This is a genomic window from Agrobacterium sp., from assembly GCF_032092815.1.
In the GTDB taxonomy this organism is placed as follows: domain Bacteria; phylum Pseudomonadota; class Alphaproteobacteria; order Rhizobiales; family Rhizobiaceae; genus Agrobacterium.
The window spans coordinates 42475-55678 of sequence record NZ_DAMDBP010000021.1; the positions used below are offsets into that span (position 1 = coordinate 42475).

Sequence of the window (13204 nt, forward strand, 5' to 3'; positions counted from 1 at the left end):
CGAGATCTATGATGCTCCGCGCCTTGATCCTGTCTCGGAGTTCTCTCCGCGGGAAACGGTAGAGCCGATGCAGGCGTTTGAACGTCCTGCTGCCGCTCCCGTCTATCAAGAGCCAGCCCATCAGGAGCCTGTCTATCAGGAAGAGGCCCGTTATCACGAAGAGCCTGAGGCTCCCGCGATCTATGACGAACCGCAGCAATCCCATTTGCCGTCCTACGCGGACGAAGTGGCTGCCTATGCGCAGCCTGCCCAGCATTTTGCGCCCGAGCCAGAATCTGCGCCAGAATATGCACCTGAACCGCAGGTCGAAGCCGCCCCGCGTGACGAGTGGAATTTTGCCAGCGAGCCGCATTTTGTCGCTGAGCCAGAGCCAGCCTTTGAGCATGTGCCTGTAGCCTTCGCGCCAGAACCTGTTGAAGTGCGTGCTGAGCCAGCCGCACCAGTAGCAGAGTTTCCGCAGCTGCCATCCGCTGAAGAGGCGTTTAATCTGGCAGACGAGCTGGAACTGAATTTTGGTTCGCAGGCGCCAGCCCTGCAGGCGCAGAATGCTGCCGCTGAAGCCGCAGCAGCTGCTGCCGCCGCTGCGGCAGCGCAGGTTGCTGCCCAGGCAGCTCCGGCTCCAAATGCACCCCATCTGCATCGTTCGTCGCTGGAAGTTTCCGGCCTGCGTTTGCCATTGGCCAATTTCGGTTCGCGCGCCACACCGGTAGCGCCGCGTCCCCAGCCAACCCTTCAGGCGCCAGCTGAACCAGTATTTGAGCCTGCGCCGCAGCTTCAGGCGCAGCCCGTTGCCGAATTGCCGAAAGAGCTGTTCTCCCCGATGGAGGAGCTGCTTTATGACGTTGATCGGTATTCTCGCAACGAGCCTGCTGCAGCCGAAGTGCCTGTCGCTGCGGCACCTGATATCCGTGCACCAGCGCCGGTTCCTTCTCGTGCCGAGCCAATCCGCTCTGATGTTTTCCAGGTCGCGCCGTCGTTCCAGGAAACACCGCGCACGCAGCCAGTGCTACAGGCGCCACAGCAGCTAGCCGCGGCTTATTCCGCACCGGTTCAGCCAGCGCCTGCCGCGCCAGTTGCAGCCGCACCAGCTGCAGACTTTGAGCCATTTGCCGATGATGCATTTGAGCTTGCGCTTGACGACATTGACCTCGACATGGATTTCGATCTGTCCGACATTGGCAATGTTGAACCTGTTCAGCAGGCAAAGCCCATTGAAATGCCAAGGGTTGTGCCTGTTGCAGCGCCACCAGTTGCTGCTGCACCGACACATTTTGCCCCTGCACCGGTTGTTGCAGCGCCTGTCGTTGCCTCTATCGCACCTCAGCGTGTGCAGCCTGCCGCACCGGCTCCCCAGTCCTTCTCTTACGCGCCACAGCAACCAGCCAGAGTTGCGCCGGTTGCCGCAAAGCCAGCGGTAGAGCCAGAGCCACTGCCATTCGACCATGGTCAGATTGGTGATACGGAAGATCGTCCTGAGACTATCGGTGAAATGGAAGTGCCGGATCTGCCCGTTGGCGTATTCGAGCCAAAGCCTGCACCGCGTCGTCACGAAGATGACCTCGACCTCGATACAGAACTGGCCGCATTGTTTACGCCAGCTGCGACGTCTGCCGGTCTCGACCGTAACCGCAATGCGCCAAACCAGTCGGCTGCTCGTCTGCAGGAAGCCGCAGCACCGTTCGACAATCTTGACGATTTCGAAAAGGCACTGGAAGCTGATTTCCGTGACAGCATGAAGGCCGCCCAGGAGGGCAGGGCTGAACAGCGTCACGTACAGCAGAACGCCTATGAACAGCCGACGGAGCAGTATGAAAACGAAGAGCGTCGTTCGCGCCGCTGGATCGTTCCTGTTGCAGCGCTTGGTGTCGTACTGGTGGCCGGTGGTGTTTACGCGCTGATATCAGGTGGCTCGCAGACCACGGGTAACGGCGCGCCGATCATCATTTCGGCAGACAATGACCCGGTCAAGGAAGTTCCTGAAAACCCCGGTGGCAAGACCGTGCCGAACCAGGACAAGGCCGTTTACGACCGCGTTGCCGGCGAGACTGCCGCTGATCCGAAGCAGCCGTCACTGATCTCTTCCAACGAGGAGCCGGTTGATGTGGTTCAGAAGACACTGATCCCTGAAAGCCTGCCGCTGGAAGGCGAGGATGATGGCGATTTCTCCAACATGGGCACCCCGGTTGGTGAAACGGAAGATCCGCGTCTGCTCGCGCAGGATGATGCTTCTGCCCGACCAACTGAAACCGAACCGGCGTCGCCTGCAGTTTCTCCGCGCAAGGTTCGCACGATGATCGTCAAGCCGGATGGCACGCTCGTCGCACAGGAAGTGCCAGAAACGCCTGCACCAGCCGCCTCGGCTGCACAGACCGCACCTGAGCCAGCACCGCTCAACACGGCAGGCAATACGGCCTCTGGCAGTGATGTGCCAAAGGTACTTGAAACCAGCCCTGTTGCCATGGCTGCTCCGGAAACACAGGCACCTGCTGCTTCGGCAAACAATACAGCGCCTGTACCGTCTGCACGCCCTGCCGCTCCGGCTGCGAATGTTGTGTCCAACCAGCCCGTTGCAACGGCCCCTGCCGCACCGGCTGCTGCCACACCAGCACCAACCGAGCAGGCCGCAGCTGCCCCTGTGCAGAACACCGTTTCGACCGGCGGCTACTATGTTCAGATCGCCTCCCTGCCAAGCCAGGCAGAAGCGCAGAAGTCCTACCAGAGCCTGTCCACCAAGTTCGGTTCGGTCATCGGTGGTCGCGGCGTCGATATCAAGGCGGCTGAAATTGCCGGCAAGGGTACCTACTACCGTGTTCGCATCCCGGCCGGAGACAAGAACGAAGCTGCAGCATTGTGCGAACGCTACCGTGCCGCTGGCGGAAGCTGCCTGATTGCCCGCTAAGGCCTGACGGATACACCAGACAAAACCGGGTGCGCTTGTCGTTCCCGGTTTTTTATTGCCTGATAGTCAAACCCAATCCCCTCCATAAAGCCGGTTATTTCAAATGACAGAATCAAAAGCCGTAATTTTAGGATGCAGTGGTCTTTCGCTGACGCCTGATGAGGTTGCCTTTTACAAGTCCGAGCGCCCATGGGGTTTCATTCTGTTCGGCAGAAACATTGCCGAGCCTGAGCAGATTTCCGATCTCGTGGCCTCGATGCGCGATGCGGTCGGTCGTCTGGACGCACCTGTGATGATAGACCAGGAAGGTGGCCGCGTGCAGCGCATCAAGCCGCCAATCCTGCAAGCCTATCCTTCCGCCGAGGCGCTGGGCGAGATTTACAAGGTCGATCGTGAAAAGGGTCTGCGCGCCGCATGGTTGATGTCACGCCTGCATGCGTTTGATCTGATGAAGTTCGGCATCACGGTCGATTGCCTGCCGGTGCTTGATGTGCCAGTGCCTGGCGCCAGCAATGTTATTGGCAATCGTGCCTATGGCTTCGATCCCGAAACCGTTTCGCTGATGGGGCAGGCGGCAGCAGATGGTCTCAAGGCCGGTGGCATGTTGCCTGTGATGAAACATATGCCCGGCCACGGCCGTGGCATGGTCGATTCCCACCATGAATTGCCAGTGGTCGATGTGCCGCTGGATGAGCTGGACAAACATGACTTTGTGCCGTTCCGTGCCCTCAACAAGGAACTGATGGCAATGAGTGCCCATCTGGTGTTCACCGCCATTGATGCTTCCGGCCCGGCCACGACCTCGAAAAAGGTGATCAACGAGATCATCCGCGACCGCATTGGTTTCGATGGTCTGCTGATGTCCGATGATACGTCAATGAATGCGTTGCGCGGCACGATTGGCGAGCGTGCTGCCAATATTGTGGCGGGTGGTTGCGATATAGTCTTGCATTGCAATGGCGTGATGAGTGAAATGCTTGAGGTGGTCAAGCAGGTTCCAGCCCTGTCTGGCAAGGCACTCGAACGTGTCAAGGCAGTCGAGGCGGGGTTCCAGCAGGCTGATGCCAGCGATGAAACGGCGCTGAGGGCAGAATTCAACGCCATGTGGGCGGTGGCCTGATATAGTCGGGTAAAACAGGCCGGTTTCCGGCGGATGGGAAGATGGCGGCAGACAAGTCCCGCAACAGCACACCCATGGACAAGCTCTGGCAGGATACCACTGCCGAGCGTGCCACGGGTGAAGCGGCATTGATGATCGACGTGGCGGGCTTTGAAGGCCCGCTCGATCTGTTGTTGCATCTTGCTCGCACCCAGAAGGTGGACCTGTCTCGCATTTCCGTGCTGGCACTGGCCGAACAATATCTGTCCTTTGTTGATACGGCGCGGCGGGTGCGCATTGAGCTCGCGGCCGACTATCTGGTCATGGCCGCCTGGCTTGCCTTCCTCAAATCCAAACTGCTCATTCCGCAGCAGGCTAAGGATGAGGGGCCAAGCGGTGAGGAAATGGCCGCAACGCTGGCCTTCCGCCTGAAACGCCTTGAGGCAATGCGTGAGGCGGCGGAAAAGCTGGTCAACCGCGATCGTCTGGGCCGTGACGTGTTCGTGCGTGGCGCACCGGAACATATTCCCCATACCAGCCGCTCGGTGTTTGAGGCCAATCTCTACGACCTGCTCAGCGCCTATGCGGCTCTGCGGCAGCGACACGCCATCACGCAGGTGACCATTGAAAAGCGCCAGGTCTGGTCGCTGGTCGACGCGCGTGAACTGTTGACGTCGCTTCTGGGCGACATTGATGACTGGACGGCGCTCGACCAGTATCTGCTGCAATATGTTGCCGACCCTGCACACCGTGTCACGGCCATTGCCAGCGCCTTTGCGGCATCGCTGGAACTGGTGCGCGAGGGGTCTCTCGAAATACGGCAGGACGGAGCCTTCCAGCCAATTTTTATGCGCAAGGGTGCGGCGAGACCGGCCCCCGGCCAGCCTGATCAGGATCGTGATAATGAGTGACCATGAACCGGTCGACGACGCCACCATGACGGAGGTGGTGCAAACCGAACAGCCGGTGCCTTTGACCCGCATGGAGCGTGAGGCCGAGCGCATTGCCGAGGCGCTGGTCTTTGCATCAGCCGAACCTGTGTCGGAAGCCTTCATCGCCGAACGACTGCCAAAAGACATGGATGTCTCGGCGCTGATGTGGCGGCTGAAAGTTGCCTATAACACCCGAGGCGTCAATCTGGTGCAGATCGGCGGCAACTGGGCCTTCCGTACCGCCGGTGATCTGTCCTTTGTCATTCGCACAGAAGATAAGGAGCCGCGCAAACTCTCACGCGCCGCCCTGGAAGTGCTGGCAATCATTGCCTATCACCAGCCGGTGACGCGCGCTGAGATCGAAGAAATCCGTGGTGTGCAGACCTCCAAGGGCACGCTTGACGTTTTGATGGAGGCGGGCTGGGTGCGGTTTCGCGGTCGCCGGCGCACACCAGGCCGACCTGTAACCATGGGCACGACAATCGAGTTTCTCGATCATTTTGGCCTTGAGGAACTGCGTGATCTGCCTGGTCTCGAAGAGTTGAAGGGGGCAGGGCTGCTTTCCGGTCGCATTCCGCCGAATTTCGGCATACCGATTCCATCAATGAGCGACGATTTGACGGATGAGGAAGATCCGATCACCCAGCTTGATCTTGAAGAACTGGGCCTGTTGGCGCCAAGCGGCGGTGACGGGGATGAAAGCTAACTAAAATGCGGGAAAAACAGGCTGGGAGTTTGTTCTGCAACAACTCCGCAATTGCAGGCCCGTGCATTTTGGTGTTTGAAAAACAGTGACAAACATCTTACATCGTTTGAAAGCGCAATTCAGGAGTTTCGGTTATGGGTTCTTTCAGTGTGTGGCATTGGCTTATCGTTCTGGTCATTGTCCTGGTTCTTTTCGGCCGCGGCAAGATTCCTGAACTGATGGGTGATGTTGCAAAGGGCATCAAGAGCTTCAAGAAGGGCATGGCTGATGACGACGCAACGCCGCCAGCCACCGACAGCAAGACTGTCGATCACAAGGCTGATGAAACCAAGTAAGACTTGGTCGTAAGGGCACGTCTTACAGGCGAGGCGAACAGGTCTCGGGAGCATATTGATGTTAGACATTGGCTGGAGCGAGATTCTGGTGATAGCGGTCATTCTGATCGTTATCGTCGGACCCAAAGATTTGCCTCCAATGATACGGGCCTTTGGCAAGATGACGGCCAATCTGCGAAAGATGGCGGGCGAGTTCCGCAGTCAGTTCGACGAGGCGCTGCGTGAAGCCGATATGGATGATGTACGCCGGACGATTTCCGATGTGCAGAACTTGAACCCGACCAATTCCCTGCGTGATGCAATGAACCCGTTGCGCCAGCTTGGTCAGGACATCAAATCGGATCTGCAAAAGGCAACGACGCTGGACGACCAGCCGACAAGCACGCCTGTGCCGTCTACCGCAGCTGTTTCCGTGCCTGAGCCTTTGATGACGCTGCCGGATACACCTCCGACCGTTGTCAGCGAGGCGGTGCCGCCAGCACCTGTTGCTGAGACTGCAAAGCCCGCAGCAAAGGCCAAGGCCGCAAAAGCTGCTGCGGCAAAACCTGCCAAGACGAAAACGGCCGCAACAAAGGCGTCCACAACCGGTGTCGATGTTGCAGCAGCGGAACCTGTTGTGAAACCGGTAAAAACTGCTGCGAAAACAGCGGCAAAACCGGCAGCCGGCCCCAAGGTGGCACCAGCCAAGGCTGTGGCCGCCAAGAAGGCTCCTGCGAAAGCCGCTTCGGACATGCCTGCCGTCGCCAAGAAGCCTGTGGTTCGTAAAACTGCCGCTACGGCAAAGACTGCCAAGAAGGACGAAGCATGAGCGGCGATATCGAAGATAAACCCCAGCCGCTTGTCGAACATCTGATTGAGCTGCGGACGCGGCTGATCTGGTCGCTGGTCGCATTTTTTGCGGCTTTTGTGGTGTGCTTCGCTTTTGCCAAGCAGCTGTTCAATTTCCTGGTCGTTCCCTACAAATGGGCGGTGACCTGGGCAGGCCTTGACCTCTCCAAGGCGGAACTCATCTATACCGCTCCGCAGGAGTTCTTCTTCACGCAGGTGAAGGTGGCGGTGTTTGGTGCGATCGTTATCGCGTTTCCGGTCATTGCCTCGCAGCTTTACAAATTCGTGGCTCCGGGCCTCTACAAGAATGAGCGGGCGGCTTTCCTGCCGTTTCTCATTGCTTCACCGCTTCTGTTTCTGGTCGGTGCTGCACTCGTCTACTTCTTCTTCACGCCCATGGTAATGTGGTTCTTCCTTGCCATGCAGCAGGCGCCGGAAGAGGGCGAGGTTGCCATTTCTCTGATGCCGAAAGTGTCGGAATATCTCAGCCTGATCATGACGTTGGTGTTGTCATTCGGTCTGGTGTTCCAGCTGCCTGTCGTTACCACGCTTCTGGCCCGTGTTGGTTTGCTCAGCAGCCAGACGCTCAAGGACAAGCGCAAATTTGCGATCGTGATTGCCTTTATCGTGGCCGCCGTTCTTACGCCGCCCGATCCGCTTTCCCAGATCGGTCTTGCGCTGCCTGCGATCATTCTCTACGAGATTTCCATATACTTGGCTCGACTCGTGGAGAAGAAGCGGGAGGCGGAGAATGCAGGCAGGGAACTCGAAGCTTCCGAAGACGCCTGACCTTTGTCCGGCATGCTATTTTTCATGAGCCGGGCTTCAAGCCCGGCTTTTGCTTTTTTGAAGTAACCGCAGGCAAAACGAACAGTCTGGAACGACAATGCTCGATATTAAATGGATACGCGAAAACCCCGAAGCTCTTGATGCCGCTCTGGCAAAGCGCGGCGCGGAGCCTCTTTCTTCCGGTTTGATAGTGCTTGATGAAAAGCGCCGTGCCGTTATTCAGAAACTTCAGGAAATGCAGTCCCGCCGCAACGCCGCCTCCAAGGAGATCGGTGCCGCGATGGGGCAGAAGAACTTCGAGCTTGCCGAAAAGCTGAAAGCCGAAGTTGCCGAACTGAAGGAAACCATGCCGCAGGCTGAAGAAGAGGACCGCCAGATCACGGCAGAACTCAACGACGCCCTGTCGCGCATCCCCAATATTCCCTTCGATGACGTCCCCGTCGGCAAGGACGAACATGACAACGTCGTGGCACGTGTCGTCGGCACCAAGCCGGGCTGGAACCATGAGGCGAAGGAGCACTTCGATATTGGTGAAGCGTTGGGTTACATGGATTTCGAACGTGCAGCCAAGCTGTCCGGCGCGCGCTTTACCGTTCTGACCAGCCAGATCGCACGGCTGGAACGTGCGCTTGGTCAGTTCATGATTGACCTGCACACCGGCGAACATGGTTATACCGAAGTGTCGTCGCCGCTCCTGGTGCGTGACGAAGCAATGTTCGGAACCGGTCAGTTGCCGAAATTCTCCGAAGACCTGTTCAAGACCACAGACGGCCGCTGGCTGATCCCGACGGCGGAAGTGACGCTGACGAACCTGGTGTCGGGTGAAATTCTCGAGCAGGAAAAGCTGCCGCTGCGCTTTACGGCGCTCACCCCGTCTTTCCGTTCGGAAGCCGGTTCTGCTGGCCGCGATACACGCGGCATGCTGCGCCAGCACCAGTTCTGGAAGTGCGAGCTGGTCTCGATCACCGATGCGGAAAGCGCCGTGGAAGAACACGAGCGCATGACGGCTTGCGCCGAAGAAGTGCTCAAGCGCCTTGGTTTGCATTTCCGCACCATGACATTGTGCACCGGCGACATGGGCTTTGGCGCACGCAAGACCTACGATCTGGAAGTGTGGCTGCCGGGTCAGAACGCTTACCGCGAAATTTCGTCCTGCTCGGTTTGCGGTGATTTCCAGGGGCGTCGCATGAATGCCCGTTATCGCGGCAAGGACGACAAGGCCACGAAGTTCGTTCACACGCTGAACGGTTCGGGTACGGCTGTTGGCCGCTGCCTGATTGCCGTTCTGGAGAACTACCTGAACGACGACGGCTCCGTCACAATTCCGGACGTTCTGCTGCCTTACATGGGTGGACTGAAAAAGATCGAAAAAGCAGCTTGATACGACTGAAAGGGACCAGGAATGCGCATTCTTCTGACCAATGACGATGGTATCCATGCGGAAGGTTTGGCGGTGCTGGAGCGCATTGCGCGAAAGCTCTCCGACGACGTGTGGATTGTCGCACCGGAAACGGATCAGAGTGGTCTGGCGCATTCCCTGACCCTGTCGGAGCCGCTGCGCCTGCGCAAGGTTTCCGACAAGCATTTTGCGCTGCGTGGCACGCCAACCGATTGCGTGATCATGGGCATTCGAGAAGTGTTGCCGGGTAAACCGGATCTGGTGCTGTCCGGTGTCAATTCCGGTGCCAACATGGCCGATGACGTGACCTATTCCGGCACCATTGCCGGCGCGATTGAAGGCACACTGCAGGGTGTGCGTTCATTTGCGCTGAGCCAGGCCTATGCCCACACCAATGATGGCGACCGTATCGTGCCGTGGGAAGTGGCGGAAACCTATGCGCCAGACCTCATCAAGAAGCTGATTGATGTGGAACTGCCTGACGACACCTTCCTCAACCTCAATTTCCCGAATTGTGCGCCACAGGACATGCAGGGCATTTCGGTAACCGGCCAGGGCAAGCTGGACTTCGGCCTGACGGTTGAAGAACGCAAGGATGGCCGTGGCCTGCCTTATTACTGGCTTCGTTTTGGTGAACGTCTCGGCACCTTCCGTGAAGGCACCGATATTCATGCCGTCAAGAATGACAAGATCTCGGTAACGCCTCTGAAACTCGACCTCACGGATTATAGCGTCAAGGATCGCGTCGCCAAGGCGCTTGGTTTTGGAGTGTCGGATTGAAATCGCCCATGATCGAAAAAGAGGGGTTTGCGGCATTGGTCCTGCGTCTCAGGGCCGAAGGCATCTCCGACATCGATCTTCTGACTGCGGTTGAACAGACACCGCGGTCGCAATTCGTGCCATCGCAATTTGCAAATGATGCCTATTCCAGCAGAACGATCCCGATTGATTGCGGTTCGTTCATGGAAGGGGCTGACATGGCCGTGAAGATGCTGTCCCGCCTGCAGGTCAAGCCGGGTCATCGTGTTCTGGAAATTGGCACCGGCAGCGGTTTTACCGCCGCCGTTCTGGGGCGCATGGCTGAACGTGTCGTGTCCATCGACCGTTACAAGACCCTTGTTCAGGGCGCGCAGAAACGCATGGAAGGCCTTGGTCTTCGCAATGTCGTCACCCGCCTTGCCGATGGCAGCAACGGTTTGACAGGTGAGGGCACCTTTGACCGTATTCTCATTACGGCGGCGTTTACCACCTTTCCGCGTTTCATGGCCGAACAGCTCGTTTCGGGCGGTGTGCTGATTGCGCCGCTGATGGTGGATGAAGAGCGTTGCATTATGATGCGTTTGTCGAAAACCGGCAGCCGTTTTGAGCGCGAGGATATTTTTGAAGCGCCTTATTTGCCCTTCATTCCGCACATGGCCCGCCATATCTGATTTTTGTCAGAGAATGTGCTCGTTTTTAAGTCGTTGAATTCAAAGGTTGAATTCGGCGACTTTTTTGTTTCTGGTCATGTCTTAATCGTCATGGTTATCGAATTGTCAAAAAATCTGCGCGGAATTTAAGCGTCTTAACTGCGTAGTAACACTAACGCGCTTTAATCATATCCATGGACGCATGGTTTTTCCGTCTTTGGGAAATGGGCCTTGCAAGAAATGAGTTTGCGCCGGAGCAGTCAGTTTCGGCGGGTTGGCGTCAGTGTAGATCGAGTCATGCGTATGAACAATTCGCCCAAAATCGGAAAATCAGTCGCAAGAGTTTTGTTTGCAATCTCGCTGGCGGGTGTTGTAACGGGCTGTAGCTCGGATGCGACGCGGTTCAGCGGTCTGTTCTCCAATGAAACGGATACGATGACCACAGCATCAATCCCTTCCAGAACCGGTGCAGGTGCCTATGGTCAGGCGCCGATTCCGAAGGGTGATGTCTACGGTTCGTCGACGGCCTCCGCGCAGCCGGCTTACGGCAACAACAATAATCAGGCCTATAACCAGAATTATAATCAGCCATATCCTGCCAATAATAATGGCGGTTACGGTTCAGTTCAAAGCTCCAGCGCTCGTGTGGCGTCTTCGCCATCGACGATTCAGCGCTCCGAACTGTCAGCGCCAACTGCTGGCAACACGGTTCGTGACCCGCAGACGCGCAATGAAGCCATGGCACAGCCATTCCCATCGGCCAATCCACGGCCTGCCGCACCTGCAGTGGTTTCGCAGGCTCCGGCTGCACCACGCGCTGTGGATCAGCTTTCAACGGCGTCCACCAAGCCTGCATCCAACGGCTGGAATGCGCAGGGTGGACCGAGCGTGACCTTGCGTCAGGGTGAAACGATTGCAACGCTTTCGAAGCGTTATGGTGTGCCTGAAAAGGAAATCCTCAAGGCCAACGGCCTGAAATCCGCTTCGTCTGCTGCGCCTGGTCAGTCAATCACCATTCCAACCTTCGGTACGCCACGCAACGCTGCCAAGGCTGCTGCTGACAATGTGGCTTTGAACAATGATGGCAACCAGCCGGCACCAGCCCGTCAGAATGATCAGAATCTTGCCGTTCTGCCATCCAGCGCTGCTGCCCGTGACAAGGCGTCCGGCGAAGCTGCAAAACTGACACCTCCAGGTGGCAAACCTCTGCCGCCAACCGGCGGCTACAAGGTTCAGCCGGGTGACAGCCTCGCCAAGATTGCCAGGGAAAATGGTGTCACTGTTGCTGCTTTGAAGGCTGCAAATGGCCTGTCGAACGAAACCATTCGTATCGGTCAGACCCTGCAAATGCCTTCGGCAAGCACCGATAACCTCAAGACGGCATCGATCACACCAAAGGAAACTCAGGCAGCGCCACAGCCTGCTGCACCACAGGTTGCTGCGGCAAAGCCTGAAGCGGCAGCCAAGGCACCAGAGCCTTACAAGGCACCGGTTGCGACATCGACTGTCAGCGACATCGAGAAGAAGTCCGACGTGGCATCCATCGCGCCTGCCGCAACAGGCATCGGCAAATATCGCTGGCCGGTTCGTGGCGCGGTGATCTCCAGCTTCGGCCAGAATGTCGATGGCAATCGCAACGACGGTATCGATATCTCGGTGCCTGAGGGCACGGCGATCAAGGCAGCTGAAAACGGTGTGGTCATCTACTCCGGTAACGGTTTGAAGCAGCTTGGCAACACCGTTCTGGTTCGCCACGACGATGGCAAGGTCACGGTTTACGGCCATGCCTCCAGCCTCAATGTGCAGCGCGGCCAGAAGGTGCAGCGTGGCGATACAATTGCAATGTCGGGCATGAGCGGCAACGCAAAGCGCCCACAGGTTCACTTCGAAGTGCGCAAGGATGCGACACCAGTGAACCCATCAGGATACCTTGAGTAGGTAGTGCGTCTCAGGGAAGAAAAAGCCGGGCTTGAGCCCGGCTTTTTTGTGTTTGCAGTGATGTTGCCTGGCGACGACGTGCGCTTCGCCTCTCAATCCAGCGTATCCAGAAATGCCTGTGCAATGGAAAGCTCGTCCGGCGTATTGATGTTGAAGAACGCATCGATGGACGAGGTGGGGCTTTCAATCTTGGGGAATGAAATGCCAAGTGTGGCGTGACGGCCAAGGAAGTTACGGATACGGCGGTTTTCATCCACCGCCAGCCATTGCTCCAGATCATCGGCAATCGACACTGGCCACAGGCCAAACACCGGGTGGACCTGACCGGCAGATGCGGCAATGACGATTGTGTGGTCATCAGCAACAGAGGATGAAAGCTGCTGGCCAAGTGTTTCCGGAAAAAACGGGCTGTCTGCCGGCACGGTCAGCATGTGCGTAGCATCCGGATCTATGGTGGTGATGTGCCGCAAGCCCGCAAGAACACCCGCCAGCGGGCCTGCATGGCCAAGTTTGGTGTCCGGTACTACAGGCAGGCCAAACGCGTCTGCCCAGTCATGCGGTGCGTTCAGCGCCAGATAGGAGACCTGCGGGCGAATGCGCTCGATGACATGTGACAGCAATTGCCTGTCGCCAAGTGGCTTGAGTGCCTTGTTGCTGCCCATGCGACGTGACAGGCCGCCCGCGAGAATGAGGCCGGGGAGATTTTTATGCATTGTCGTCTCGTTGTGACAGGGCAGCATCCTGCCGTTCGGCTTTGCGTGTGAAATAGGTGGAGTAGAGTGCCAGAAGGCCGATTGCTGCCATCATGAACAGCAGTGGCTGGGTGCCGGAGGTTGGCGAGAGCAGGGCGGTGGCAATGACCGACAGTGT

At 57.6% G+C, this 13204-nt stretch carries 12 protein-coding genes; 11 read left to right on the forward strand and 1 reads right to left on the reverse strand.

What is annotated here, in order from left to right; all coding sequences use genetic code 11:
• From RT613_RS14055 to RT613_RS14105, 11 genes are all read left to right on the forward strand, one after another.
• Nucleotides 1-2899, forward strand: a 2899-nt coding sequence (locus RT613_RS14055) for an SPOR domain-containing protein (RefSeq protein ID WP_313616240.1), incomplete at its 5' end; no start/stop codon positions are given.
• Nucleotides 2900-3002: 103 nt separating this feature from the next.
• Nucleotides 3003-4019, forward strand: coding sequence for a beta-N-acetylhexosaminidase (gene nagZ / locus RT613_RS14060; protein ID WP_313616242.1), 1017 nt, complete (start codon nt 3003-3005; stop codon nt 4017-4019).
• A gap of 41 nt (nt 4020-4060) precedes the next feature.
• Complete coding sequence (locus RT613_RS14065) at nt 4061-4909, forward strand: ScpA family protein (protein ID WP_313616244.1); 849 nt, start codon at nt 4061-4063, stop codon at nt 4907-4909.
• A gap of 25 nt (nt 4910-4934) precedes the next feature.
• Nucleotides 4935-5636 carry an SMC-Scp complex subunit ScpB gene (gene scpB, locus RT613_RS14070; protein WP_313616278.1) on the forward strand — a complete coding sequence of 234 codons (702 nt, stop codon included), beginning with the start codon at nt 4935-4937 and terminating at the stop codon, nt 5634-5636.
• A 134-nt stretch (nt 5637-5770) separates the two neighbouring features.
• Nucleotides 5771-5971, forward strand: a complete 201-nt coding sequence (locus RT613_RS14075; protein ID WP_313616245.1) for a twin-arginine translocase TatA/TatE family subunit — start codon at nt 5771-5773, stop codon at nt 5969-5971.
• Nucleotides 5972-6029: 58 nt separating this feature from the next.
• Nucleotides 6030-6779, forward strand: coding sequence for a Sec-independent protein translocase protein TatB (tatB, locus tag RT613_RS14080; protein WP_313616247.1), 750 nt, complete (start codon nt 6030-6032; stop codon nt 6777-6779).
• Nucleotides 6776-7588, forward strand: coding sequence for a twin-arginine translocase subunit TatC (gene tatC, locus RT613_RS14085; protein ID WP_313616249.1), 813 nt, complete (start codon nt 6776-6778; stop codon nt 7586-7588). Before tatB ends, tatC begins: the two co-directional genes overlap by 4 nt.
• Before the next feature lie 97 nt (nt 7589-7685).
• Nucleotides 7686-8969: a serine--tRNA ligase gene (gene serS / locus RT613_RS14090; RefSeq protein WP_313616251.1), complete on the forward strand. Its 1284-nt coding sequence runs from the start codon at nt 7686-7688 to the stop codon at nt 8967-8969.
• Nucleotides 8970-8990: 21 nt separating this feature from the next.
• Nucleotides 8991-9767, forward strand: coding sequence for a 5'/3'-nucleotidase SurE (surE, locus tag RT613_RS14095; protein WP_313616252.1), 777 nt, complete (start codon nt 8991-8993; stop codon nt 9765-9767).
• Nucleotides 9768-9775: 8 nt separating this feature from the next.
• Nucleotides 9776-10417, forward strand: a complete 642-nt coding sequence (locus RT613_RS14100; RefSeq protein ID WP_409558828.1) for a protein-L-isoaspartate(D-aspartate) O-methyltransferase — start codon at nt 9776-9778, stop codon at nt 10415-10417.
• A 276-nt stretch (nt 10418-10693) separates the two neighbouring features.
• Nucleotides 10694-12334 carry a peptidoglycan DD-metalloendopeptidase family protein gene (locus tag RT613_RS14105; RefSeq protein WP_313616255.1) on the forward strand — a complete coding sequence of 547 codons (1641 nt, stop codon included), beginning with the start codon at nt 10694-10696 and terminating at the stop codon, nt 12332-12334.
• Between the two features lie 92 nt (nt 12335-12426).
• On the opposite strand, the gene mobA is transcribed toward RT613_RS14105, so the two are convergent.
• Nucleotides 12427-13047, reverse strand: coding sequence for a molybdenum cofactor guanylyltransferase MobA (gene mobA / locus RT613_RS14110; RefSeq protein WP_313616257.1), 621 nt, complete (start codon nt 13045-13047; stop codon nt 12427-12429).
• Nucleotides 13048-13204: the final 157 nt, after the last annotated feature.

Coding starts and splice junctions, on each gene's coding strand:
- nagZ (WP_313616242.1), top strand. CDS start 3,003: ATGACAGAATCAAAAGCCGTAATTTTAGGATGCAGTGGTCTTTCGCTG.
- RT613_RS14065 (WP_313616244.1), top strand. CDS start 4,061: ATGGCGGCAGACAAGTCCCGCAACAGCACACCCATGGACAAGCTCTGG.
- scpB (WP_313616278.1), top strand. CDS start 4,935: ATGACGGAGGTGGTGCAAACCGAACAGCCGGTGCCTTTGACCCGCATG.
- RT613_RS14075 (WP_313616245.1), top strand. CDS start 5,771: ATGGGTTCTTTCAGTGTGTGGCATTGGCTTATCGTTCTGGTCATTGTC.
- tatB (WP_313616247.1), top strand. CDS start 6,030: ATGTTAGACATTGGCTGGAGCGAGATTCTGGTGATAGCGGTCATTCTG.
- tatC (WP_313616249.1), top strand. CDS start 6,776: ATGAGCGGCGATATCGAAGATAAACCCCAGCCGCTTGTCGAACATCTG.
- serS (WP_313616251.1), top strand. CDS start 7,686: ATGCTCGATATTAAATGGATACGCGAAAACCCCGAAGCTCTTGATGCC.
- surE (WP_313616252.1), top strand. CDS start 8,991: ATGCGCATTCTTCTGACCAATGACGATGGTATCCATGCGGAAGGTTTG.
- RT613_RS14100 (WP_409558828.1), top strand. CDS start 9,776: ATGATCGAAAAAGAGGGGTTTGCGGCATTGGTCCTGCGTCTCAGGGCC.
- RT613_RS14105 (WP_313616255.1), top strand. CDS start 10,694: ATGCGTATGAACAATTCGCCCAAAATCGGAAAATCAGTCGCAAGAGTT.
- mobA (WP_313616257.1), bottom strand. CDS start 13,047: ATGCATAAAAATCTCCCCGGCCTCATTCTCGCGGGCGGCCTGTCACGT.